A 24,243-nucleotide genomic window follows, 5' to 3' on the forward strand; every position below is an offset into this window, starting at 1 on the left:
TCAAAAATGAAGAAAGGAATAAAAAAATTAGGTTGGCTAGCCTGTGTGTTGGCCTTGGGTTGCACTGCTCCAAACATACCCCATGATTGGGAAGACGAGTCGATCACAGAGATCAACAAATTACCAGCACGGTCGGATTATTTTCCATACGAATCGCTGGAGTTGGCTATAAGAAGAGACAGAGCAGCATCAGAGAGGTACTTGTCTCTGGATGGTAAGTGGAAGTTCAGTTGGGTACGAAAGCCTGCGGATCGACCTAAAGACTTTTATAAGTTAACGTTTAGTGATAGTGAATGGAATTTGATCGACGTGCCGGGTAATTGGGAGCGTCTGGGGTATGGCGTGCCTCATTACCTGGACGTTGATTATCCATTTCCGGCCAATCCGCCTCACATCCCCAATGATTACAATCCGGTTGGTTCTTACCGTAAGACCTTCGATTTGCCACTTTCGTGGAATGGAAACGACGTTATCATTCAATTCGGAGCGGTGAGATCAGCCTTCTATCTATGGGTGAATGGGCAGCAGGTTGGCTATAGCCAAGGGTCTAAATTGCCAGCCGAATTTGATATCACATCATATGTGCAGTCAGGCGAAAACTTGGTAGCTATAGAAGTGTATCGCTGGAGCGATGGTAGTTATTTGGAAGACCAGGACATGTGGCGCCTAAGTGGAATCGATCGTTCAGTTCTAATCTATGCTCGCCCAAAGTTTCATATTGCAGATCATACGGTGCTGGCAGGGCTGGATGAGAATTATAAAGACGGAACATTGGAAATTGAGACCGAAATCGTTGGTGGTTTAGGCTCACTAGAAGTCAAATTACTAGATGAGGATCAGATAATTGCAAATCTCAAATCTCAAATCTCAAATCAAGAAAGCCAAACATTGAGTCTTGAATCTCAAATCTTGAATCCCAAAAAATGGACAGCAGAAACTCCCAATCTCTACACCCTAACACTAGAACTAAAAGATAGCCTGGGAGCAATTGTAGAAGCCTATTCACAAAAAATTGGGTTCCGAACTGCTGAAATCAAAGACGGCAATTTCAAAATCAATGGTCAGACCGTGATGATCAAAGGAGTTAATCGCCATGAACACGATCCAATCAAAGGTCATGTCGTGAATGAAGCGTCCATGATCAAAGACATTGAGCTCATGAAGCAATTCAATATCAACGCTGTGCGAGCGAGCCATTATCCGAACGCGACACGGTGGTATGAGTTGTGCGATGAGTATGGACTTTATGTTGTGGATGAGGCCAATATCGAATCTCATGGACTAGACATTAGCGACCCTGAAGTTACCTTAGCGAATCAACCTTCCTGGCAAAAAGCTCATTTGGATCGTGTGCAAAGAATGTATGAACGCGATAAAAATTTTACCAGCATAGTCACCTGGTCGTTGGGTAATGAGGCAGGCTATGGTGTAAATTTTGAAGCTACTTACGATTGGCTCAAAGCACAAGACCAGAGTAGACCGGTACAATACGAAATGGGACAAAATACTGATTATTCTGATATTCAAGCACCTATGTATCATTCGATAGAGCGAATCGTGGAGTACGCCGAAAAGCATACAGACAAACCGCTTATTCTTTGTGAATACGCCCATGCCATGGGCAACAGCGTAGGCAATCTACAAGACTATTGGGATGCAATTGAGAAGTATGATGAACTGCAAGGCGGGTTTATCTGGGATTGGGTAGATCAGGGGTTATTAGAAACTTCAGACGAAGGAGAGGAGTATTTTGCTTATGGCGGTGACTATCCACATGCTCCCGTGAAAAGTGATTCTAACTTCTGCATTAATGGATTGGTACAAGCCAACCGAGAAATCAACCCACACATTTGGGAGGTTAAAAAAGTGTATCAAAACATAAAAATCGAAGCTGATGATCTAGCTAATGGTAGGTTTAGCGTTCACAACAAATACGATTTCACGAACCTAAAACAGTTCGATTTTAGCTGGGAGCTCAAGAATGATGAGGGCTTGATAGCCGAAGGGAATTTACCGACTTTGGATGTACAGCCTCATAACAACTCCAAATTTCAAATCTCAAACTTCAAATTTCAAATCTCCAAAAAAGAATCCATACTCACCATTTCTGCAAAAACAAAAACAGCTACTGAGCTCGTGCCTGAAGAGCATGAGGTGGCTTGGGATCAGTTTGTTATTCCGGCTAGTAACTCAATTGAAGATGCTAAAACTGCGAGTCTAAAGTCACTTGGACTGATTGACAATGAATCAAGCCTTATCGTACGAAATTCCGATTTTGAAGTCTCGTTTTCAAAGACCAGCGGACAAATGACCAGTTGGAATATTAATGACAAAGAGATGATAATATCAGGCCTGGAACCTGACTTTTGGCGTGCACCAGTGGACAATGATCTTGGGAATGGTATGCCTGCGAGAAATGCTCTTTGGCACTATGCAGGTAAGAATCAAATAAATGAAAAACTGGAAGTCGTGATATCGGAGGCCAATGAAGTAGTCATACAAGCCGATTTTATACTGCCAGGTGCTAACGAATCCAAATACACAACAACCTATACCATTCGAGCTGATGGTAGCATTCATGTCAAGAATAGCTTTGAGCCCGAAGGTGACTTACCCAACTTGCCAAGGTTCGGAATGAAAATGGTATTGGAGCCTGAGTTTGATGAAATGACTTGGTTTGGGAAAGGGCCTCAAGAGACTTATTGGGATAAAAATACGGGCGCTAAAATAGATAGGTATAACGGTAAGGTTTGGGATCAGTATCATCCTTATGTCAGACCCCAAGAGTTTGGCAACAAGTCTTCTGTTCGTTGGGCGAGCTTAATGAATGCTGACGGATTCGGGCTAAAAGTAGTAGGGGATTCTTTACTCAATGTACGAGCGATGAATCTGGAATTAGCAGATATTGACCATACACCAAGACCGAGTCCAAACAGACACACAACCGATATCAAGAAAAAACCGCTGGTGACTTGGAATATCGACCATTTACAAATGGGTGTAGGAGGGGATACCAGTTGGGGTAGATTGGTTCACAAAGAATATACAATTCCTGTTAAAAAGTATAGTTATGGGTTTACTTTGATCCCAGTCGGATTATGAAATTAATCAACTTGTTGGTGACAAGACCAGCAAAGGTTACTAACAATTTCCCCTTAGGCAAAGGGGGCTAGGGGGATTTGAAACTAGATAGTATAGAATGATCGACAAACAACTAATATCAAAATATAACTTAGGAAAAGTAATTGGAGTAGAGTCTCTCACCCAGGGCTACGCCAACGAAAACCTAAAAGTAATCACAGAGCAAGGCTCGGTACTGTATCGCGTCTGCAAACAGCAACCATTGCACCTGCTGGAATACGAAGTGCGACTGATGCGTGCTTTGAAGGAGGCTGGAATTAAAACTGCTTTTCCTATAGCCGCTGCTGATGGAAAGTGTATTCAAAAGTCAGAAGAACACTTTGTGATGCTTTATGAATTCAAGGAAGGAGAGGAACCTGAATTGACGGAGAAGGTTGCTTTCCAAATTGGTACTGAAGTAGGTAAGCTGAGTCAAATTTCTCTGACTAAAGGATTACAAAAGAAAAATGCTGTTCATATCGATAACTGTCACGTTCTGATCAGAGACTTCATCCAGTGCAAGAATTCCATGCCAGAAGTCTTTGGATACTTTAAGGAACAAACAGATTATTTGACCAGTCAATTAGACTCTACCCTTCCGATAGGATTGGTACACGGGGACATTTTTCCGAACAATACAATTTATGATGGTGAGGATTTGATCGCAATTATAGACTTCGAAGAAGCTTGCAGTGATCAACTTATGTTCGACGTGGGCATGACGATCAATGGCTTTTGTTTTGTCAACAACGAATTGCAGCCAGCGTTACTTCGATCATTCTTAGAAGCCTACAATAGTCAGCGTGAGATGACAGATGGAGAATGGAAAGCGCTGCCTGTCTACATGCAGTGGGGAAGTCACGGTATGCTGAGTTGGCACTTAAGAAATGAGTTGATTAATGTGCCCAATCAGACACAATACGAACGAGTTCTAGAGCTCATGCATCGCACACAATGGATGCGATCAAATGAAAAAGAAATTTTAAAAATGGTCACATGACCAATTAAAAACTGCTATGAAACTGGAAAATAACGCTTATAATATTCAGAGTATTGCTGTAAAAGAATTAGCTGAAAGGTTTGGTACGCCACTTTATGTCTATGATGCCGAGGTGATCAAAGAACATTTGGATCGATTTCGTCAAGGCTTTAGTAGCGTAGACTTGAAGGTTAAGTATGCCTGCAAGGCGCTCACCAATATGAGTGTGATGAAATATTTACTCAAGCAAGGCACAGGCTTGGATACGGTGTCTTTGTCAGAAATTCAAATGGGGCTTACTGTAGGCTATCAACCTGAGGATATCGTTTTTACACCGAACTGTGTTGATTTTTCTGAAATAGAGGAGGCAGTCGATCTCGGCGTAAAAATCAATATTGAGAACCTTTCCAACTTAGAGAAATTTGGAAGGAAGTATGGTGGCAGTGTCCCAGTCTGCATCCGACTCAATCCGCAAATCGCTGCCCAATCCAACACGGACAAAGTTGACTGGTGGCACAAGCAGTCTAAGTTTGGTATTTCGCTAGATCAAATAGAAAATGTAAAGGCTCTAGAATCTAAATTCAATATGCACATTGACGGGATTCATATCCATTCCAGTTCGGTGATCATGAGTCCTGAAATTTTCATCAATGGTGCCAAGGCAGTTTTCGACATTGCCATGCAATTCAAAAAACTGGACTTCATAGATTTCGGTGGAGGCATCAAAGTGGATGTAGGTGATGGTAATGAGGTGATTGATGTAGTAGAGCTAGGCAAACAATTAGATGTGGAGTTTTCTTCCTTCTGTGAAAAGTATGGTCGACGATTACAACTTTGGTTTGAACCGGGAAGATTTTTGGTGGGCAATGCCGGTTCGTTGATCACTACTTGTGTAGTTCGAAAGCGAAATGGAGGGACGGAATTTGTTGGTGTGGATAGTGGTTTTAATCAGCTCATTCGGCCAATGATGTATGGCGCCTATCACGAAATTGTAAATGCCTCAAATCCAGATGGAGAACAGCAGAAGTATACGGTGGTAGGGAATATCTGCGAGATCGACAATTTTGCAGTAGACCGCATGCTACCCGAAACCAGTGAGGGCGACCATATCATCCTAAAAAGTGCAGGGGCCTACGGCTATAGCATGGCTTCAAATTACAATTCAAGGTTCAGGCCAGCGGAAGTATTTGTGGTAGATGGTGCAGCACATTTAGTACGTAAGCGTGACAACTATGAAGATTTGATTCGGAATCAAATAGTAATTGATTAAACGGTTCCTAAACACGTGTTTTGTCAAGTATTTTATTAAATGTAAAATATACGTTTAATAAAATATTCCTGTATATTGCCAATTAGTCCGGTAGGACAGGGGTTGATATATTGTTAATTTTAGACGGATGGCTATCAAAATTTTGACTCGAATTTTGAAATAAGCTCGATTTTAGTGAGTTTAGCCGTCCCCCCAGAACGATTGAAATAAATCTCCCCCCAATTTGAAATATATCTAATCCCATTGCCGGGGTGAATAGGCAAATATTGCGTTGTGTTTAAAATTCTAAAACATCAATTAGGAAAGTATAATACTGTGCAATTGATTAATGATTTGACTGGCGAATATTTGGAGGTACTCACCGATTTTGGTGCAGGACTCAATGATTTACAGGTCAGAGATATAAATAATCAGTTGGTATCGGTCATCGATGGCTATCGTTCAGAAGATGAGATCAACAATTACCATAATACTTCCTTCAAAGGCTCAAAACTTTCACCATTTCCAAACAGAATTCCAGATGGAGTTTATGAATTTGAAGGAGAGACTTATCAGTTACCAATTACGGAAGTAGGAGCTAACAATAACTTGCACGCCTTATTGCATAATCAACCGTTCGAGATACTGGATGAGGAAGAGAGCGAATCTCATGCTGTTTTGAAGTTGGGTTACGACTACAAAGGGGAAGAGAAAGGCTACCCTTTCACCTACTCGTTAAAAGTGACTTATACATTCAGTACTAGAGATGTTTCAATCCATACTGAAATTGAGAATATGTCCAACACTCTCATTCCTATAGGTGATGGCTGGCATCCTTATTTTAAGTTCGAGGATTTAAATGCCGTTCAAATGAAAATGGGGTCAGCAAAAAGAATGAGCTCAAATTTTGGTAACACACTCAACGGTCATCACGGTTTCGAAGAATCGAGAACAATCGATGGAAACACTTTAGATGATTGCTTTCAGGTGAATGACGATGGAGACTTTTCAATTCATTTAAAAGATGAAAACGCTGGCCTTGCCATTGAAATCTGGCAACATAGTGCTGAAAAAGAATACAAATACTTTCAAATATACACACCAGCAAGTCGCAAAACGATTGCGATAGAACCGGTGACATGTATGCCCAATGCCTTCAATACAGGCGAGGGGTTGATTAAACTAGAACCAAAACAAGTGGTGTCAATGTCGTTTGGCATCAAATACGAACTACTAAATAACTAATATGAATTTTTCAACCTTAGATTTCATCATTTTTGCTGCCTATTGTGCGGTCATTCTGGGTGTCGGTCTTTTTGTATCACGAGATAAGAAAGGACATGAAAAAAATGCCGAAGATTATTTTCTGGCAGGTAAGTCACTTCCGTGGTGGGCCATTGGTGCTTCGCTAATTGCCGCGAATATTTCTGCTGAGCAGTTTATCGGAATGTCCGGATCAGGATTCGCCCTGGGATTGGCTATTGCTTCTTATGAGTGGATGGCTGCGATTACTTTGATTATTGTAGGGAAGTATTTTCTGCCCATATTCATTGAAAAGGGACTCTATACCATTCCGGAATTTGTTGAAAAAAGATTCAGTACCAACCTCAAAACCATATTAGCTGTCTTCTGGATAGCGTTGTACGTGTTTGTGAACTTGAGTTCTGTGTTATATCTGGGGTCATTGGCACTAGAGACCATCATGGGTATTCCTATGATGTACGGTGTGATAGGTTTAGGACTTTTTGCTGCAGCTTATTCTCTATATGGAGGATTGTCTGCGGTGGCATGGACCGATGTGATTCAGGTAGTATTCTTAGTGCTTGGTGGATTAGTAACTACCTATCTGGCGTTAGACGTGGTTTCAGACGGCGCTGGTGTGATGGCAGGGTTCAGCCATCTGATGTCAGCAGCTCCTGATAGTTTCCATATGATTTTAGATAAGTCTAACCCTGAATATAAAAACTTACCTGGCATCTGGGTACTTGTTGGGGGTATGTGGGTAGCCAATATCTATTACTGGGGTTTCAATCAGTACATCATCCAAAGAACTTTGGCGGCCAAGTCACTTGAAGAATCTCAAAAGGGTATTGCTTTGGCAGCTGGTTTAAAGTTGATCATCCCTTTTATTGTGGTCATTCCTGGTATTGCAGCATATGTCATGGTGAATGATCCTGAGATCTTGGCCAGACTGGGCGAGGCAGGTCAAATGAACCTCCCGGGTGCTGGAGCCTCGGACAAGGCTTACCCTTGGTTATTGCAGTTGTTACCCGCAGGGCTGAAAGGTGTGGCGTTTGCGGCATTGACTGCGGCCGTGGTATCTTCTCTGGCATCTATGTTGAACTCTACTTCTACCATCTTCACGATGGATATCTACAAACAGTACATCAACAAAAACGCTTCTGAGAAGCAGTTGGTTTCTACAGGTAGATTGACCGCAGGTGCGGCTTTGGTGGTGGCTTGCATCATGGCGCCGCTTCTAGGAGGAATTGATCAGGCTTTCCAGTTCATTCAGGAATATACAGGTATTGTTAGTCCGGGTATTTTGGCAGTATTCTTATTAGGCCTATTCTGGAAGAAGACGACCAATCAGGCTGCGATTTGGGGTGCGATTCTTTCCGTTCCGATTGCGATTGCTTTCAAATTTGTACCCGGCATGCCTTTTATGAACCAAATGGGACTGACTGCTATAGGTACTATGATTGTGATTGCCATCATCAGTCAGATCACTACTGGAGGAGCGGATGATCCTAAAGGTATTGACTTGCATAAGGGACTGTTTAAAACAAGTCCAACATTCAATATTGCAGCTTTCGCAATTTGTATTATTACAGCTGTGCTATACGCCATGTTCTGGTAAAAGAAATTTTGTTTGACTTAGTGAAAGCCTCTCGGACTAAACTCTGAGAGGCTTTTTGCATTTATATTAGCCATCTTTTTAATTAGCAGCTCGTATGTTCCTTACATTAAATTCGAATTATGATAGTAAAATTGGCCGAAGGCTCACTCAGAACAAAGTATGGAGAGTTCACTGAATCGCTCTATTACGACGGGCAAAAGGAATCAGTAGTGTTAATGATGGGAGAATTGTCAGGTTCAGAAGATGTGCTCTGCAGAGTGCATTCCTCTTGCATATTTGGTCACTATTTCAACAGTGTAGAATGTGACTGTCAAGAGCAAATGGATATTTCTCAGCAACTGATCTTCAAAGCTGGAAAGGGAGTTATAATTTTATTGGATCAAGAAGGCAAGGGTAATGGTCACTTTGCTTTATTGAATAGTGTTAAATATAAAAGACAGGGAGTGCAGCAGGCTGAGGCCTATGAGGCCGCTGGGTTCAAAAGAGACAACAGAGATTTTTCTGCTGCTGTAAAAATATTGAAGGACATTGGCATAAAGTCTATAACCATGTTGACAAATAACCCGAATAAGATAGAGACTTTAGAAGCACACGGGATTACCATTTCAGGAACCAAAAACATCGAACTTTGATTTTGTAAAAATGGAAAAACTACTTTACATACTTGGTGATATATTAGGGAGAGGCAGAGTGTTTAAATTGGGTTTTAACCTATTTCCAGGTTTCCGGAGGACGGGTGCACGAATGATCAAAGCCAGAGATGATTTTCACTATGCTAAAATCAAATTACCCCTGAACTACAAAACCAAAAACTATGTGGGCACCATATATGGTGGGTCTATGTACAGCTGTGCAGATGGTATATACATGGTGCAGCTGATCAATATTTTGGGAAAGGAATATGTAGTTTGGGATAAGAGCGCCTCCATACGATTCAGAAGGCCGGGCAACACTACCTTGTTTGCAGAGTTCTTAATAACGAAGGAGTTTGTTTCACAGATTAAAACTGAAATTGAAGAGCTAAATGAAAAGGATTATGTACTCAAAGTAGATTTGGTGGATGCTGAAGGGAAAGTTTATGCTGAAGTAGAGAAAGTACTGTACATCGCTACCAAAGCGCACTACAAAGAAAAGAGGAAGGCCAAGCAATTGGCTGGCAAGGCATAAAAAATGCCCCATGGTTCAACCAATGGGGCATTTTCAATAACCTAAAATGTAACTTTAATCAATCAATTGATCGTCATTAAATCCAACCAATTCTAAATTGATACCTTTAGATTTGGCATTGATTTTAAAGTCATCAATCACTTCCATTACATCCCAGTGAATGTCTTTTGTTCGGGTAGCGTCAATAATCACATGAGAATTCTCAGGAAGCAAACCAAAGGTTTTAATAAAACCTGCTTTGTTTAAGAAACTTACGTCCTCAGAAAGTTCGATTTTGATTGGCTCACCTTCTTTGATTTCGTTTGGATCGAAGTGATATGGCGTTTTGAAGTTATTCCAAAGGATGAACACCACTGCTACTACCAATCCTATTCCAATACCAGTCAAAAGATTAGTGAACACAATGGCTAGAATGGTAGCTATGTAAGAATAGAACTGTGCATGTCCTGTCTTGTACATCGCTTTGAAGATAGATGGTCTAACCAATTTGTAGCCTACCACAAGAAGCACAGCAGCTAAACTGGCCAATGGAATAAGATTTAGGACTTGTGGTATAGCCATTACACAAACCAATAACATGACGCCATGAAAAAAGGCTGAAGCTCGAGTTTTTCCACCTGATTGAATGTTAGCAGAACTTCTGATGATTACTTGAGTTACTGGTAAACCACCAATTAAGCCAGATACGGCATTACCTACACCCTGCGCAATCAATTCTCGATTAGTAGGAGTGATTCTTCTTTCGGGATCCATCTTGTCTGTAGCTTCCACACTTAAAAGTGATTCGATACTGGCTACAATCGCAATGGTCAGTGCTACCGTATAGGTCTTTGCATTTGCTAGCATGGCAAAATTCGGACTTGTAAATTTGCCGAAAAAGTCTTGTAGGCTATTGCTCACTGGGATATTTACCACGTGTTTGCCGCCGTGAAGAGCCAAAAACTCATTGCCTTCGAATAATACGTTGAGTAAAATACCAACAGCTACTGCTAGAAGAGGTCCGTTTACAATCCTGGTAAAGCTCATCTTCTTCATAAATGGTTGCTCCCAAAGAATAAGGATAGCAAGACCCACCATACTAATGACTAAAGCACCAGGAGTAATATTTTCTAACGCATAAAATAGTTCAGAAAAAGTGTTGTGTCCATCAGCTTGAATAAACCCTAAGTCTCCTTCCGGGTCTTCATCGTATCCGAAGGCATGAGGGATTTGCTTAAGAGTAATAATGACCCCAATACCTGATAACATTCCTTTGATGACGGATGAGGGGAAGTAATAAGCAAATACTCCTGTTTTGAACACACCAAGTAAAATTTGGATAATTCCGGCGATTACAACTGCTGCCAAAAAATTCTCGAAACTTCCCATGTCACCAATCGCTGTAAGAACGATTACCGCCAGACCAGCTGCTGGCCCACTTACTCCCAATTGGGATTTACTGATAAGGGCAACTACGGTACCTCCTACAATACCGGCGATAATTCCCGAAAATAATGGCGCTCCAGACGCCAACGCAATTCCTAAACAGAGCGGAACGGCTACTAAAAACACGACCAAACTGGCCGGAAGGTCACTACCTAAGTGACTAAAAAATCCTTGATTATCTGAATTCTTCATGATGCATATATGAATAGACTCTTTTGAGTCTGATTGAACAATTGACTTAAAGTTTAAGGTTGAGCGTGGACTATTACAGTCTTAAGCCAATTGGTCAGGAGGGGGAGTGATTACAGGTAAGCAAAGTTCTTGAAGTAAAAGGTCATTAGATAATTGACTTCTACTGTCTTGCGACTCAAACAATAAACCATGTGCATGAGAAATGTCTTGTTGGAATTTTTCCTTTTGTTCGGAATTCTCCTTTTTCTCTTCACTGGATTCTTCACCATCTAAATCGGCTTCTTCCATGTTTACGGTTTGCTGCTCTAAGGAATAATCAGGAAAAACATCAGAAATCACGAACGAGATCATCATGACAATGATCAGCGAGTTGATCGCGGTATCCGTAAATTTCTTTCTATACATTTTTACTTTTTCTAATAGCTGACTTTTTGGAGCCAACCGCTAAAATCTTGCTTTTTTTACTGATATACAAACAAAATGTTTCATTTGACTTGACATCTCTACAAGTGGTGGTGATGTGAAATTCGAAGAAATAATAAAACAAAGAACCAATTCTGAAAAGAAGTGTTTTAGAAGAAAACAACAAAGATGTATTTCGATTATAAAGACCATCAGCTCAATGCCCTGCTTCGAATGACCGATAATGTTGGGCTCATTGTCGAAGACGCGAGTATCCAAAAGGGATTAATTCATATCATCTGGAATCAAGGAAACAATCCAGTGATTTTTGATGTGGATGGCTCGGCTATTACGCTAGGTCCCAATGAAATTACAACGGTCACTTATATGCACATGGTCAAATTCCAAAGACCATTGCCTGCACTCACGGTGATATCTTTCAATCGTGAATTCTATTGCATCAAGGATCACGATCATGAAGTCTCTTGCAACGGATTATTATTTATGGGGGCAAGAGATCTGCCGATTTTGAAATTTGACGAAAAGGAGAGAGATAGTCTGCAGTCGTTGTTGCATGTATTTGAAGATGAATTTCAGAACAAAGACAACATTCAGGGAGAAATGCTTCAAATGTTGCTAAAAAGGTTGATCATCAAATGCACACGTCTGGCTCGAGCGCAGACCCTGGGTGTTTCTTTGGCCAACGATGCCTCAGAGTCCATTAGGAAGTTCAATGTATTGGTAGACGAGCATTACAAAACATTGAAGCAAGTGGCTGATTATGCAGATTTGATGTTTAAATCTCCGAAGACCTTATCTAATGTATTTAAACAACACGGGAGTAAATCACCTTTGCAAGTGATTCATGAAAGAGTGGCCATAGAGGCAAGGCGGCAATTGTTGAAAACCAATAAAACAGCCAAAGAGATTGCCTTTGATCTTGGATTTGAGAATGTGTCTTCGTTCAATAAGTTGTTTAAAAAATGCACAAACTTGACTCCGGTTGAGTTTAGAAATGAACATCGGGAAAAATCGACAATCATTCAGGAATAATCACCAACTACCTGTGAGAGGCAATCCAGTTAATATGATTAGAAATTAAAATTTTAAATCATAAACAAACAAAAAATGGAAAGCTTTAACGTACCGTCAAGAGAAGAAGTATCAGCAAACAATCAAGCAATTTTTGACAACCTGAAAAGCCAGGTAGGATTTGTGCCAAACCTTTACGCTACCTACACACATTCAGAAAATGCGTTGGCCGATTATTTGGCTTTGTCAGGAAGAAAAACATCATTGTCTGGAAAAGAAAAAGAAGTGGTGAATCTGGTAGTGAGTGAGGTAAACAACTGTAACTACTGCAAAGCAGCACATACGGCCATCGGAAAAATGAACGGATTTACTGATGAGGAAATTCTGGAAATTAGAACAGGAGAAGCTTCTTTTGATTCGAAACTAGACGCTTTGGCCAAATATGTAAAGAGTGCTGTGGTGAATAGAAGCAAGCCAGAGCAGTCGGTCATTGACGCCTTCTTTGCGGCAGGATATACCAAAGAGAATTTAGTGGATACAGTGCTTCTTATTGGAGACAAGACGATTAGCAATTTCTTGTATGGGTCTACACAGATTCCTGTTGATTTCCCTGCAGCACCAGAGTTGGAAGAAGCGGTATTATAAAAATAAGGTGAGTTGAGTAGTAAGTAACCCCATGGGCATTAGCTCGTGGGGTTTTTTGTTTCTCGTTGAGGGTTGATTTCCAATATTTCTTCACTCCATAAGGCACATTTAGCGAAAGCGATTACTTTTGAGGCTTTAAGAAAATCTAACGAGATACAAATCAAATCAAACATGGGTTTATTACAAGGAAAAACAGCTTTGGTGACAGGTGCTTCAAAAGGTATCGGCCGTGCCATCGCGATGAAATATGCCGAACAAGGCGCTAACGTAGCTTTCACTTATTTGTCTAGTGTAGAAAAAGGGGAAGCCCTGGTAAAGGAATTGGAAACACAAGGTGTGCAAGCCAAAGGGTACCGTTCTGATGCCTCTGATTTCGCTGCTGCCGAAGAATTGATTAACAATGTAGTAGCTGACTTCGGAAGCCTGGATATTTTGGTTAACAATGCGGGTATCACCAAGGATAATCTTTTGATGAGAATGACCGTAGAGATGTGGGATGATGTGATCAATATCAACTTGAGATCATGTTTCAATACGGTGAAAGCTGCTACAAGAACTTTTATGAAGCAAAAATCGGGTTCTATCATCAATATCACTTCTGTAGTGGGAGTGAAAGGAAATGCTGGACAGGCCAACTATGCAGCTTCTAAGGCAGGTATCATCGGCTTCACAAAGTCAGTGGCCTTAGAATTAGGCTCTAGAAACATTCGATGTAATGCCGTAGCACCAGGGTTTATCGAAACGGATATGACCGATGCGTTGGATGAGAAAACCGTACAAGGTTGGAGAGACGCTATCCCAATGAAACGTGGAGGACAGCCAGAAGAAGTTGCAGACTGTTGTGTATTTCTTGGTTCTGACCAGTCGACTTACATCTCTGGACAAGTGATCCAGGTGGATGGTGCGATGTTGACGTAAAAAACTGAAACCTATTTGATCATCTCATAAGTGTTTCGTCATTGCGAACGGAGTGAAGCAATCTCGGCATTAATTGTTAAACCGATTTTAAGATCGCTTTGTATCCTCGCGATGACGGTATAATTACTTATGAGATGAAAGTGTTAGATATAAGGTGTTCACCCCCTTTTCTTTTCCGTACCCAATCATTATCTTCATTTTTTCGTAGAATCACTTTTCATCATAAGAAAATCAATTGCCAGAATTAACCTTTGAACAATCCATTTGGTACGTGCCACTTTGCTTGCTATTGGCAGTGGGAATTTCCTATTTGGTTTACACCAAAAAAGCACCTTGGAACAATTGGACGAACTGGTTACTCAATGGACTAAGGTTTCTACTCATTTTTGTTTTGTTGATCTTGTTGCTCAACCCGCTGCTCAACCAAATGGTGAATGAGGTGGAGCAACCATCATTTGTTATTGCTGTCGACAATTCTACTTCTATGATTCAAGGACTGGACTCCATTCAGCAGCGCCAACTTCTGGCAGATGCTGGTCAGCTTAAGCAAAAATTGGAGTCCAAGAATTATGAGGTTTTTGTTCATACGTTGGATGGTAAAAGGCAAGACTTCAATCAAATTCAATTTGATCAAAAAATAACAAACCTGGATAGTTGGCTGAGAGACCTACAGTCAAACTATGAGGGGAAAAACCTAGGTGGCGTTTATCTAATTTCTGACGGTAAATACAATCAGGGCACTTCTCCAGCTTTTTTTCCATACAATTACCCTGTTTATGCAGTGGGCGTGGGAGATACGCTGCAAAAGCAAGACTTGGTCTTGCAAAATGTGCTGTACAACAAGCTGGCCTATCAAGGCAATAAGTTTCCTGTCGTAGCCGAGGTGGTCAATCATGGATTTGCCGGCAAGGAGGTAAGGTTAGAAGTGCGAGGCAATGGAAAAGTTTTGGCTGCTGAAAACGTTAAGCTGAACAGTGCTGAAGGACTCACTAGAGTCGAGCTGGAGATAGAAGCTGGAGAAAACGGCATGCAGCAGCTCGACCTCCGATTGAAAGTATTAGAAGGGGAGTCCGTGACCTCCAACAACTTCAGAAGGATTTTTGTGGATGTAGTAGATGGTAAACAAAAGATCTTATTGGTAGCACCTACGCCACATCCTGACATCAAAGCTTTGGCGGCCGTAGTAGAAAAAAATCAAAACTATGAATTGACCACTTACATTCCGGGAGTCAATGAGTTGAAAGAGGATAAATACGATCTAGTAATTTCACATCAAGCCTATAGCCGATATAAAAAGTCCAACGAGGCAGTTCAAAAGCAAAGAGAACAGGGTGTACCTGCTTTACTTATTTTTGGAGGGAGGTCTAATATCCTAATGGCGAGCAGAACGGAAGAGTATTTCACTTTTCGTCAGAGAGGAGCTAAAAGGGATATGGTATTTGGGGCATTAAATGATGACTTCAATTTGTTTTCGCTGGCGGAAGAAGCCCGAGAAAACTTCAGCAGCTTTCCTCCGGTGAGCGTACCTTATGGTGAGGCTACCCTACCAGCTCATGCGGAAATCTTGATGTATCAAAGGGTAGGAAGTATCCAGACCGACAAACCGCTACTATACCTCGTCGAGCAAAATGCGCAGAAATCTGCTTACCTGTTGGCCGATGGTATTTGGAAATGGCGTATGCAGGAGTTTGCTACTACCGACGAATCTGCGACATTCGATGACCTTTTCCTCAAGACGATTCAATACCTCAGTACCAAGGTGGATAAGCGAAAATTCAAATTTTACCCAGAGAGCAATACTTACTTCGAAAACCAGACGGTAAAATTCCACGCTGAGATTTACAATCAGATTTATGAGCGTGTATATGGTGAACAAGTACAAGTGATCGTATCCAATGCCGACGGTTTCAGTAAAGAATACAACTTCACACCGAGCTCAGCTTACTCCAGACTAGAGGCTTCCAATTTCGAGCCAGGCCTCTACAATTATCAAGCGAAAGTCACGCTCAACGGCAAACCGGAAACGGTGTATGGAAAATTCTCTGTAAAAGAACTCCAGCTTGAAGAATTGGATCAAGTCGCAGACTTCAGCCTACTCCGCCAGCTGGCCTACAACACCGAAGGTAAGTTCTACGCAGACACACAGTCTCCTCTCGCAGATATCGACAACTTTCAACTCAAAGGCATTATCCACTCACAGGAAGATATTTTTCCTGTTATCCATTTGAAATGGATTTTGTTTGTGCTGCTCACGTTAGTGTCAATCGAGTGGTTTGTGAGGAAGTATAATGGGGGGTATTAGTTTTGATAAGGATGCGTTTGTATAAAGAGTAATGAATATATTCGCATGCTGTTCGTTAGTATTCTAATTAAATGAAAATGAGAAAACACACTCTATTTTTGATGTTGCTAGTTTTAATTAGCTTCAAAGCTTACCCTCAAATTAGTTTTGGTATAAAAGGTGGAGCTAACTATGTAAACAACGTGAGTAGTGACTCTGATAATGATAACATGTTCCGATTCGGTTTTCATTTTGGTATAAGCAGTTCAATACAATTATCTAATAAGTTTTTGTTTAGTCCGGGACTCATGTTTTCAAATAAGGGTTTTAAATTTGCTGGATTAGCAGGAGGAACACCCTCTGGTGATGGTACAATGCATTTAAATTACCTTAATTTGCCTTTGATAATAGGTTATAAATTTCATGAGAAATTGTTGATTGAAGGAGGAACAGAATTTGGATATCTTATGTCCGCAAAATCAAAGTTTGACTCAGAAACAATAGATGTCAGTGATATTTGGGATAATAATTTGGACATTGGACTCTTATTAGGATTTAAAGTTTTATTGAATGATAAAATAGATTTAGGTCTCAGGTATATACATGGTCTTACATCCGTTGTTGAAACTGTGGGGTTAACTGACCTTAATGGAAACCCTACAAATGGTGACTCTTCTAAGTTTTTAAATCGGACAATTCAACTTTCCTTAGGTTATACATTTAATTAATAGCCATAATGGCGCATATGTGATGCGTGACTCGCATGGTCGCTTAGGCTAAGAAGTTCAATAAGATTTTTCACTTCACCTCCCTGCCAGTCGGATCGTTCGAAATGACAAAGAATTATAATTTTCGTTTTATTGTCAGTTCGGTCCCGATAAGTATTGGGAGTGAAATTATATAAGCGAAAAAAAATAGCTCAGGGCTTAAACCCTGAGCTATTTTTTTGAATGTATGTGAAGATTTTTATTCCTCTTCTTTCTTCTCTTTCTTAGAGGCTTTTTTCTTCTTTACTGAGATCGTCAATACTTCAGCTTTGGCTTTGTGATCGGCTACCAGCGTTTCTCCTTCAGATACTTCGCCTTTCAGAATTTCTTCAGCGATCGGATCTTCCAAATACTTCTGAATCGCTCGATTCAGTGGTCTGGCACCGTATTGAGAGTCATAGCCTTTTTCAGACAAGAAGTCCTTGGCTTTTTCTGTTAATTCGATGTTGTAACCCAAATCGATGATTCTTTCGAGCAAACTATCCAAAGTGATGTCGATGATCTTGTGGATGTGCTCTCTTTCCAAAGAATTGAAAGTGATCACATCATCCAACCTGTTTAAGAATTCCGGACTGAAAGTCTTCTTCAAAGCACTCTGAATGGTTGACTTCATCACATCATCCAGATTGTCCTTCTTAGACTTGTTCATGAATCCGATACCCGCACCGAAATCTTTCAGATCCCGTACGCCGATATTCGAAGTCATGATAATGATTGTATTTCTGAAATCGACCTTTCTACCCAAGCCGTCAGTCAAGATACCATCATCAAGCACTTGAAGCAAGATATTGAATACATCTGGGTGAGCCTTCTCGATCTCATCCAAAAGCACAACGCTATAAGGTTTTCTTCTCACCTTCTCAGTCAACTGACCGCCTTCTTCGTATCCTACGTATCCCGGAGGTGCTCCTACAAGTCTGGACACAGAGAATTTCTCCATATATTCACTCATGTCGATTCTCACGAGTGCGTCGTCCTTGTCGAACAGGTATTGAGAAAGTACTTTCGCCAATTCAGTTTTACCTACTCCGGTAGGGCCCAAGAATACGAAGGAACCGATGGGCTTCTTTGGATCTTTCAAACCTACGCGAGTTCTCTGAATCGCTTTCGCTAATTTTTCGATGACTTCGTCTTGTCCGATGATCTTCTTCTTCAAATCACCTTTCATACCTAGCAACTTGTTGCTCTCTTTTTGAGCGACACGTTTGGCTGGCACACCAGTCATCATAGCGATTACTTCAGCTACATTTTCTTCGTTTACAGTGAATCGCTGAGATTTAGTCTCTTCTTCCCATTTGGCTTTAGCCAATTCCAACTGCTCGATGAGTTTCTTCTCTTTGTCACGAAGCTGCGCTGCCTCTTCGTATTTCTGGCTTTTCACTACCTGGTTCTTTTGCACCTTGATGTCTTCGATAGACTCTTCCAGGCTTACAATTTCGTCAGGCACATAAATGTTGTTGATGTGAACCCTTGAACCAGCTTCATCCATCACGTCGATAGCCTTGTCCGGCAAGAATCTATCGCTGATGTAGCGATCAGATAAATTCACACAAGCATCAATCGCCTCTTCAGTGTAGTTCACATTGTGATGACTTTCGTACTTGTCTTTGATATTGTTCAGGATTTGCTTTGTCTCGTCAGGTGTAGTAGCATCTACCATCACGATCTGAAATCTTCGAGCCAAGGCACCGTCTTTTTCTATATACTGTCTGTATTCGTCCAGCGTAGTTGCTCCGATGCATTGGATTTCTCCTCGGGCTAGCGCCGGCTTGAACATATTTGAGGCATCTAAAGAACCAGAAGCTCCACCTGCCCCAACAATGGTGTGCAATTCGTCAATGAAAAGAATCACTTCTGGAGATTTTTCAATCTCATTCATGACAGCCTTCATTCTTTCTTCGAATTGTCCTCTGTATTTTGTTCCCGCTACCAGAGAGGCTAAATCAAGTGTTACCACTCTTTTGCCAAACAAGACACGAGATACCTTTTTCTGAATGATGCGAAGTGCAAGGCCTTCTGCAATAGCAGTTTTACCTACACCCGGTTCACCAATCAAAATCGGGTTGTTTTTCTTTCTTCTACTGAGGACCTGAGCCACACGCTCAATTTCTTTGTCACGACCAACGATAGGATCCAAAGCATCCTCTTCAGCCATTTTGGTCAAATCACGGCCAAAGTTGTCAAGTACTGGCGTTCTTGACTTATCACCGCCTTTGGCTGATTCCTTGCTTGATGAAGATCCGCCGCCTGCGCCGCTACCAGACCCAAAGAGTCTCGAAGAATCTTCATCTGGTTCGTCAGTGTCCGACGAGCCCATTGGATGCTCAGTTTGATATTCTAGTAGTTCTTTCACTACATCGTAGGCTACATCAAATTTGTCTAAAATCTGAGTGCCGATATTATCTTCATCTCTTAATATGGAAAGCAACAAATGTTCGGTACCAATCAAATGGCTCTTAAAGATTTTTGCTTCGAGATAAGTGATTTTTAAAACTTTTTCAGATTGTCGGGTCAACGGAATGTTGGCGAGGTTCTTTACGTTGTTTGTGGCAGAACCTTTGGTAGCTTTTTCTATAGAAGCTCTTAGCTCATCTAGCGACACACCTAATTTCTTCAAAAGACTTACTGCTACGCCTTCACCTTCTCGGATCATACCCAATATCAAATGCTCAGTTCCGATATAATCATGACCTAGCCTTAACGCCTCTTCTCTACTCAACGAAATGACTTCCTTTACCCTATTTGAAAACTTTGCCTCCATATGCTACTTTGTGTGTAGTAAAAATAAATTTTAATATCCTAAAATCTAATCCAAAAACGAAATAATTAAACGAATCGTTTCCTGACTTTAGAAATTATAAGTATTTGTTCGAATCCGGCCCAACACAACTGAGCAAATCCAGAATACTTAGGTTAGCAGCAAATTTGCTACCAAACAATTGTTGATACGGGATGGGGGTGAAATACTTCCGACAAATATAATCTGATTTTGGGTGGATGAGCGAACGAACGTCCTCCATTTCGTCGAATGGGCCTTTTTTATAGGTGGATGTGTATTTTATCTCGGTGTCAATATTGAGGACTTTGAGACAGAATGTCAGCACTTCATTGTTGAGTGCCAAAAGTGTCTCGTGTTTTTTGAACAAAATATTGTGGAAATATGGCTCATAATATTCAAAAAACGGCGATTTGTTGTAGGCAGAAATAATAGCTCGCCAGTGATTGTTGAGCCATTTTTGACCATAGTCGATTTTGATTTCATCCATGGGTATTTTTTTGTTGCCACCAATCATTGGAATGGCTAAAGGTAGAACTCTGTTGGCATCCAAAATGTAACAACGATTTCTATACGTCTGCTTGACGAAGTGCTCTTTCGTTTCGATCCAAATTTCCTTTCGATTCTTGATCAAACTGAAATATTCGAGGCAGGGAAAGTATTGGCTCTCTATTAATGTGCTCATAGAAACTCACTCAAATCGCCCAGCCCTTCTCTTACTAATCCAGGTTCGTCAGCGGTGCAATCTACCACAGTACTGGCTACAACCTCTCCATAGCCGCCATCAATGACGATATCCACAAGGCCGTCATATTTTTCATAGATCAGTTCGGGATCAGTAGAATATTCTAGTACCTCATCGTCATCGTGGATGGAAGTCGTAATTATGGGGTTGCCGAGTCTGTTTACTATCTCTCTGGGTATGTTATTGTCAGGCACTCTGATACCAACGGTTTTTTTAGAGGCATTCAGCAGCTTGGGGACTTTGTTGCTTGCATTCAGAATAAATGTAAATGGGCCCGGTAACGCTTTTTTCATCAGTTTGAATACTGGATTAGGCAAGGATTTGGTGTATTCTGAAATATGGCTCAAATCATAACAGATGAAGGAGAAGTTAGTTTTCCCTTTGATCTGTTTTAGACGTTTGATTTTTTCAATAGCCTTGGTATTAAAAATACTGCAACCCATGCCATAAACGGTATCCGTAGGATATATAATTACCCCTCCATTTTCCAGTGTTTTTACAATAGTGTCAATTTTTTGAGGATCTGGATTTTCCTCGTAAAGTTTTATAAAAGCTGTCTCCATGATTGCGGTTTAAAATTACAACATTTGTGAGAAACGGAATGATAGATTTGGCCTTGTAAATTATAACTCGACCTTCGGTTTTGGGTGTTGGTTCTAGGTACTTGGCTCTTAAATCAGCTTCAATTACTTTTGCCGCCAATGGATAAAAAGAAAATAGTAATGGGTTCGGCAATCGTGGCTTTTTCCATGATGCTTTCCTCTTTTGGATTTTACTTCTGGCAGATGATCTATTCACCCAATTTTTTGGTGGAGCAAGATCCAAAACCACTCATGATCCGCACGGGATCAACATTCAAAGATGTTCAGAATCAATTGTACGACGGTAGATATCTAAATGATTTGGTGTCATTTAGTTTTCTGTCTAAAATGATGGACTACGATAAGTTGGTAAAACCGGGATTGTATCTCATTGAACCAGGCATGACCAATGTGCAAGTGATAAGAATGCTTCGTTCTGGTGATCAGACTGAAGTTAACGTCACTTTCAATAATGCACGCTTACTGGCTGACCTTCCAGAAAAAATTACAAGAAACCTTGAGATGACTGAAGAGCAGTTTGCTTCACTCATCTTAAATGATTCCGTTCAGCAATCCCTGGGATTCGACAGTTTGACTTTTATTGGGATGTTTATTCCCAATACTTATAAAATGTGGTGGAATACCAAGCCCCAGGATTTACTGAAAAGATTAAAAAGTGAATATGATAAATTCTGGAATGCAGAACGATTGAATAAAGCGGAAGAGTTGGGGTTGACTCCAAAGGAAGTATCTGCCTTGGCGGCCATCGTGCAAGCCGAAACTATAAAGTCAGACGAACGACCGGTTGTGGCAGGAGTCTATTTGAATAGAATAAAAAGAGGTTACCCATTGCAAGCTGACCCAACGTTGGTTTTTGCCGCTCAGGATTTCACCATCAAGCGGGTACTCAATAAGCATAAGAAAATAGATTCACCATATAATACTTATAAGTATCAGGGATTGCCTCCAGGGCCAATCAACATGCCGAGCATAACTTCTATTGATGCCGTATTGAATGCGAAGGATCATAAGTATCTGTACTTCTGTGCCAAAGAGGATTTTTCAGGCTATCATAATTTTGCTACCAACCTAATTGATCATAATCGAAATGCAGAGAAGTTTCAGCGTGCAATGAATAGGGCAGGGATTTATAAGTAGATAGTATTTTGTTTTTTTGTCATTTCGTAGTGCAGCGGAGAAATATCGTTAGCACATTGCAGAATGATAAGATTTTTCTCTGTCGTTCGAAATGACAGAAATTGCTGTTTATTTCTATTTATTATGAAAGAACATTCCTTTTTTAAAGATGTCTATGAAGTAGTAAAACTCATTCCCGAGGGAAGAGTAACTAACTATGGTGCCATTGGAAAATACTTGGGCTCTGGCTTGAGCGCCAGAATGGTCGGCTGGGCAATGAATGCTGCTCATGGACAGTCTGATGTGCCAGCTCATCGTGTGGTGAACGCACAAGGTCTTCTTACAGGAAAGATGCATTTCGCTACCCCAACGATGATGCAAGAAAAATTGGAAGCCGAAGGTTTGGCTATAGTTAAGGACAAAATTCAAAACTTCAAGGAGCACTTCTGGGATCCAGCGATTGAGCTGGAGTTATGATTTTTTAATCAAAGCCACCAGTCCCAAGAACGTTAATAACCCATTCAATAAAAGCAATTCAAATCCGAATTTGTAACCGCCAAGTAAGGCTTCTGAATTTTCGTTGATAATATATGTCAGAATTGGAGAGGCGATACAGATTAATGGAATCCATTTGTCGGAAAGAGACTTTTTCGTAAATAGTCCAAATGCATACAAGCCGAGTAAGGGGCCATAAGTGTATCCTGCCACTCTAAAAACTGAATTGATTACACTATCGTCATTAATTGCCTGAAAGATCAGAATAACAATAAAAATGAGAACTGAAAAGCCAAAATGCACGAGCATTCGGTTTTTGCTATCACTTTTGCTTGGGTCTTTGCCAAGGAAATCGATGTAAAAAGATGTGGTCAGAGCCGTGAGTGCCGAATCGGCACTTGAATATGCCGCAGCGGTAACACCGAGTAAAAAAACAATTCCCCCAAAAACTCCGAAATGATTCATAGCCAAATAGGGAAACAAGGCATCTGTGGTATTTGTGAGGTCTATCTGATTTACTTCAACAAAATGATAAAGTAAAACGCCCAATGAAAGGAAAAGTAGGTTAGCAAAAATCAGTACGATACTGAACCAAAAGACATTCTTCTGTGCGTCGCCTAAGGATCGACAGGTTAGATTTTTCTGCATCATATCTTGATCGAGACCTGTCATCACAATAGCAATAAATGCTCCCGCAAAAAACTGTTTGAAAAAATTGCGTGGCGCTTGCCCGTCCCAAATGAAGGTGTCAGATAATTCGCTCGATTGGATGACTTGCATCAATCCGCCAACAGAAAGATCCAGTTGACTCCCAATAATAGAAATACTAATCCCGACAGCCAACAGCATAAAAAGGGTTTGCAAGGTGTCTGTCCACACGATCGTCTTAATGCCACCTTTGAAAGTATATAGCCAAATCAAGGCAATGGTCACAAATACCGATACCGAAAATGGAATATTGAAAGTATCAAAAAAGGCAATTTGAAGTACTGTGGCTACCAGGAACAATCTGAACGAAGCACCAATCACTCTGGAAATCAAGAAGAAGAATGCTCCAGTTTTGTAAGCATTTTTTCCAAATCTGGAATCTAAATACTGGTAGATGGATACCAAATTCATTTTGTAATACAATGGCAATAGAACTGTGGCAATTACAAAATAACCCAATAGATACCCGAGCACCATTTGAAAATAAGCCCAGTGACTATTGCCCACTTCGCCGGGCACAGATATGAAAGTGACTCCTGAAAGGGAAGCACCGATCATTCCAAAGGCAACCAAATACCAGGGAGATTGTCTATTAGCTGTAAAGAATGATTCAGCGTCCGAATTTTTTGAAGTAAAGTGGGCGATGGTCATCAGTAGAATAAAATATCCGGCAATCACCGAAAAAACCAAAATTGGGCTCATACAGATTTCAATTAATTATTGGATGTGGCAAACATACTGATTCTTGTCATAGGAAGTAATCA

General features: G+C 40.8%; 20 protein-coding genes. 14 read left to right on the forward strand and 6 right to left on the reverse strand.

Features of this window, described 5'->3' with window-relative positions; all coding sequences use genetic code 11:
• The first annotated feature begins 6 nt into the window (after window positions 1-6).
• The 7 genes from ACO6S2_RS07840 to ACO6S2_RS07870 all read left to right on the forward strand — a co-directional run bounded on the left by ACO6S2_RS07840 (window position 7) and on the right by ACO6S2_RS07870 (window position 9,375).
• The gene (locus tag ACO6S2_RS07840; RefSeq protein WP_422361945.1) at window positions 7-3,102 is read left to right on the forward strand and encodes a glycoside hydrolase family 2 TIM barrel-domain containing protein; all 3,096 of its coding nucleotides are present in this window, start codon (window positions 7-9) and stop codon (window positions 3,100-3,102) included.
• 97 nt (window positions 3,103-3,199) lie between these two features.
• Complete coding sequence (locus tag ACO6S2_RS07845) at window positions 3,200-4,120, forward strand: homoserine kinase (RefSeq protein ID WP_422361946.1); 921 nt, start codon at window positions 3,200-3,202, stop codon at window positions 4,118-4,120.
• 16 nt (window positions 4,121-4,136) lie between these two features.
• Entirely contained in the window at window positions 4,137-5,369 is a 1,233-nt protein-coding gene (lysA, locus tag ACO6S2_RS07850) for a diaminopimelate decarboxylase (RefSeq protein ID WP_422361947.1), read from the forward strand.
• A gap of 273 nt (window positions 5,370-5,642) precedes the next feature.
• Entirely contained in the window at window positions 5,643-6,593 is a 951-nt protein-coding gene (locus tag ACO6S2_RS07855; RefSeq protein ID WP_422361948.1) for an aldose 1-epimerase, read from the forward strand.
• Between the two features lies 1 nt (window position 6,594).
• Window positions 6,595-8,208 (forward strand): sodium/sugar symporter, encoded by a 1,614-nt coding sequence (locus tag ACO6S2_RS07860; protein WP_422361949.1) that lies wholly within the window; start codon window positions 6,595-6,597, stop codon window positions 8,206-8,208.
• A gap of 119 nt (window positions 8,209-8,327) precedes the next feature.
• Window positions 8,328-8,840 (forward strand): GTP cyclohydrolase, encoded by a 513-nt coding sequence (locus tag ACO6S2_RS07865; RefSeq protein WP_422361950.1) that lies wholly within the window; start codon window positions 8,328-8,330, stop codon window positions 8,838-8,840.
• Between the two features lie 10 nt (window positions 8,841-8,850).
• Window positions 8,851-9,375, forward strand: a complete 525-nt coding sequence (locus ACO6S2_RS07870; RefSeq protein ID WP_422361951.1) for a DUF4442 domain-containing protein — start codon at window positions 8,851-8,853, stop codon at window positions 9,373-9,375.
• A gap of 54 nt (window positions 9,376-9,429) precedes the next feature.
• Here the strand turns inward: ACO6S2_RS07870 and ACO6S2_RS07875 are convergent, their stop codons facing one another.
• A complete protein-coding gene (locus ACO6S2_RS07875) occupies window positions 9,430-10,992 on the reverse strand; it encodes a SulP family inorganic anion transporter (protein WP_422361952.1) in 1,563 nt (520 codons plus the stop codon).
• 81 nt (window positions 10,993-11,073) lie between these two features.
• Window positions 11,074-11,397, reverse strand: a complete 324-nt coding sequence (locus ACO6S2_RS07880; protein ID WP_422361953.1) for a hypothetical protein — start codon at window positions 11,395-11,397, stop codon at window positions 11,074-11,076.
• Between the two features lie 186 nt (window positions 11,398-11,583).
• Here ACO6S2_RS07880 and ACO6S2_RS07885 point away from each other — a divergent pair, with 186 nt between their 5' ends.
• The 5 genes from ACO6S2_RS07885 (at window position 11,584) to ACO6S2_RS07905 (ending at window position 16,998) form a co-directional block, all read left to right on the forward strand.
• Window positions 11,584-12,447 (forward strand): helix-turn-helix domain-containing protein, encoded by an 864-nt coding sequence (locus ACO6S2_RS07885; protein WP_422361954.1) that lies wholly within the window; start codon window positions 11,584-11,586, stop codon window positions 12,445-12,447.
• Between the two features lie 75 nt (window positions 12,448-12,522).
• Window positions 12,523-13,071, forward strand: a complete 549-nt coding sequence (locus ACO6S2_RS07890; protein WP_422361955.1) for a carboxymuconolactone decarboxylase family protein — start codon at window positions 12,523-12,525, stop codon at window positions 13,069-13,071.
• Between the two features lie 171 nt (window positions 13,072-13,242).
• Window positions 13,243-13,989: a 3-oxoacyl-[acyl-carrier-protein] reductase gene (fabG, locus tag ACO6S2_RS07895; RefSeq protein WP_422361956.1), complete on the forward strand. Its 747-nt coding sequence runs from the start codon at window positions 13,243-13,245 to the stop codon at window positions 13,987-13,989.
• Window positions 13,990-14,224: 235 nt separating this feature from the next.
• Window positions 14,225-16,291 carry a VWA domain-containing protein gene (locus ACO6S2_RS07900; protein ID WP_422361957.1) on the forward strand — a complete coding sequence of 689 codons (2,067 nt, stop codon included), beginning with the start codon at window positions 14,225-14,227 and terminating at the stop codon, window positions 16,289-16,291.
• Window positions 16,292-16,368: 77 nt separating this feature from the next.
• Window positions 16,369-16,998, forward strand: coding sequence for a porin family protein (locus tag ACO6S2_RS07905; protein ID WP_422361958.1), 630 nt, complete (start codon window positions 16,369-16,371; stop codon window positions 16,996-16,998).
• Window positions 16,999-17,236: 238 nt separating this feature from the next.
• On the opposite strand, the gene ACO6S2_RS07910 is transcribed toward ACO6S2_RS07905, so the two are convergent.
• From ACO6S2_RS07910 to ACO6S2_RS07920, 3 genes are all read right to left on the reverse strand, one after another.
• A complete protein-coding gene (locus tag ACO6S2_RS07910) occupies window positions 17,237-19,798 on the reverse strand; it encodes an ATP-dependent Clp protease ATP-binding subunit (protein WP_422361959.1) in 2,562 nt (853 codons plus the stop codon).
• A gap of 94 nt (window positions 19,799-19,892) precedes the next feature.
• A complete protein-coding gene (locus tag ACO6S2_RS07915; RefSeq protein ID WP_422361960.1) occupies window positions 19,893-20,498 on the reverse strand; it encodes a WbqC family protein in 606 nt (201 codons plus the stop codon).
• Window positions 20,495-21,121: an L-threonylcarbamoyladenylate synthase gene (locus ACO6S2_RS07920; protein ID WP_422361961.1), complete on the reverse strand. Its 627-nt coding sequence runs from the start codon at window positions 21,119-21,121 to the stop codon at window positions 20,495-20,497. The genes ACO6S2_RS07915 and ACO6S2_RS07920 overlap by 4 nt, the downstream gene beginning before the upstream one ends.
• A gap of 138 nt (window positions 21,122-21,259) precedes the next feature.
• Between ACO6S2_RS07920 and mltG the strand changes: the two genes are divergently transcribed.
• Complete coding sequence (gene mltG / locus ACO6S2_RS07925; RefSeq protein WP_422361962.1) at window positions 21,260-22,297, forward strand: endolytic transglycosylase MltG; 1,038 nt, start codon at window positions 21,260-21,262, stop codon at window positions 22,295-22,297.
• 123 nt (window positions 22,298-22,420) lie between these two features.
• Window positions 22,421-22,753 carry an MGMT family protein gene (locus ACO6S2_RS07930; protein WP_422361963.1) on the forward strand — a complete coding sequence of 111 codons (333 nt, stop codon included), beginning with the start codon at window positions 22,421-22,423 and terminating at the stop codon, window positions 22,751-22,753.
• On the opposite strand, the gene ACO6S2_RS07935 is transcribed toward ACO6S2_RS07930, so the two are convergent.
• A complete protein-coding gene (locus ACO6S2_RS07935; protein WP_422361964.1) occupies window positions 22,748-24,181 on the reverse strand; it encodes a sodium:solute symporter in 1,434 nt (477 codons plus the stop codon). The two genes, ACO6S2_RS07930 and ACO6S2_RS07935, sit on opposite strands and share 6 nt — an antisense overlap.
• Window positions 24,182-24,243: the final 62 nt, after the last annotated feature.

The organism is Reichenbachiella sp., from assembly GCF_965233835.1.
Lineage (GTDB): Bacteria > Bacteroidota > Bacteroidia > Cytophagales > Cyclobacteriaceae > Reichenbachiella.

Excerpts from the sequence above, each read along its gene's own strand:
- ACO6S2_RS07840 (WP_422361945.1), top strand. The coding sequence starts at position 7 with ATGAAGAAAGGAATAAAAAAATTAGGTTGGCTAGCCTGTGTGTTGGCC.
- ACO6S2_RS07845 (WP_422361946.1), top strand. The coding sequence starts at position 3,200 with ATGATCGACAAACAACTAATATCAAAATATAACTTAGGAAAAGTAATT.
- lysA (WP_422361947.1), top strand. The coding sequence starts at position 4,137 with ATGAAACTGGAAAATAACGCTTATAATATTCAGAGTATTGCTGTAAAA.
- ACO6S2_RS07860 (WP_422361949.1), top strand. The coding sequence starts at position 6,595 with ATGAATTTTTCAACCTTAGATTTCATCATTTTTGCTGCCTATTGTGCG.
- ACO6S2_RS07865 (WP_422361950.1), top strand. The coding sequence starts at position 8,328 with ATGATAGTAAAATTGGCCGAAGGCTCACTCAGAACAAAGTATGGAGAG.
- ACO6S2_RS07870 (WP_422361951.1), top strand. The coding sequence starts at position 8,851 with ATGGAAAAACTACTTTACATACTTGGTGATATATTAGGGAGAGGCAGA.
- ACO6S2_RS07875 (WP_422361952.1), bottom strand. The coding sequence starts at position 10,992 with ATGAAGAATTCAGATAATCAAGGATTTTTTAGTCACTTAGGTAGTGAC.
- ACO6S2_RS07880 (WP_422361953.1), bottom strand. The coding sequence starts at position 11,397 with ATGTATAGAAAGAAATTTACGGATACCGCGATCAACTCGCTGATCATT.
- ACO6S2_RS07885 (WP_422361954.1), top strand. The coding sequence starts at position 11,584 with ATGTATTTCGATTATAAAGACCATCAGCTCAATGCCCTGCTTCGAATG.
- ACO6S2_RS07890 (WP_422361955.1), top strand. The coding sequence starts at position 12,523 with ATGGAAAGCTTTAACGTACCGTCAAGAGAAGAAGTATCAGCAAACAAT.
- fabG (WP_422361956.1), top strand. The coding sequence starts at position 13,243 with ATGGGTTTATTACAAGGAAAAACAGCTTTGGTGACAGGTGCTTCAAAA.
- ACO6S2_RS07905 (WP_422361958.1), top strand. The coding sequence starts at position 16,369 with ATGAGAAAACACACTCTATTTTTGATGTTGCTAGTTTTAATTAGCTTC.
- ACO6S2_RS07910 (WP_422361959.1), bottom strand. The coding sequence starts at position 19,798 with ATGGAGGCAAAGTTTTCAAATAGGGTAAAGGAAGTCATTTCGTTGAGT.
- ACO6S2_RS07915 (WP_422361960.1), bottom strand. The coding sequence starts at position 20,498 with ATGAGCACATTAATAGAGAGCCAATACTTTCCCTGCCTCGAATATTTC.
- ACO6S2_RS07920 (WP_422361961.1), bottom strand. The coding sequence starts at position 21,121 with ATGGAGACAGCTTTTATAAAACTTTACGAGGAAAATCCAGATCCTCAA.
- mltG (WP_422361962.1), top strand. The coding sequence starts at position 21,260 with ATGGATAAAAAGAAAATAGTAATGGGTTCGGCAATCGTGGCTTTTTCC.
- ACO6S2_RS07930 (WP_422361963.1), top strand. The coding sequence starts at position 22,421 with ATGAAAGAACATTCCTTTTTTAAAGATGTCTATGAAGTAGTAAAACTC.
- ACO6S2_RS07935 (WP_422361964.1), bottom strand. The coding sequence starts at position 24,181 with ATGAGCCCAATTTTGGTTTTTTCGGTGATTGCCGGATATTTTATTCTA.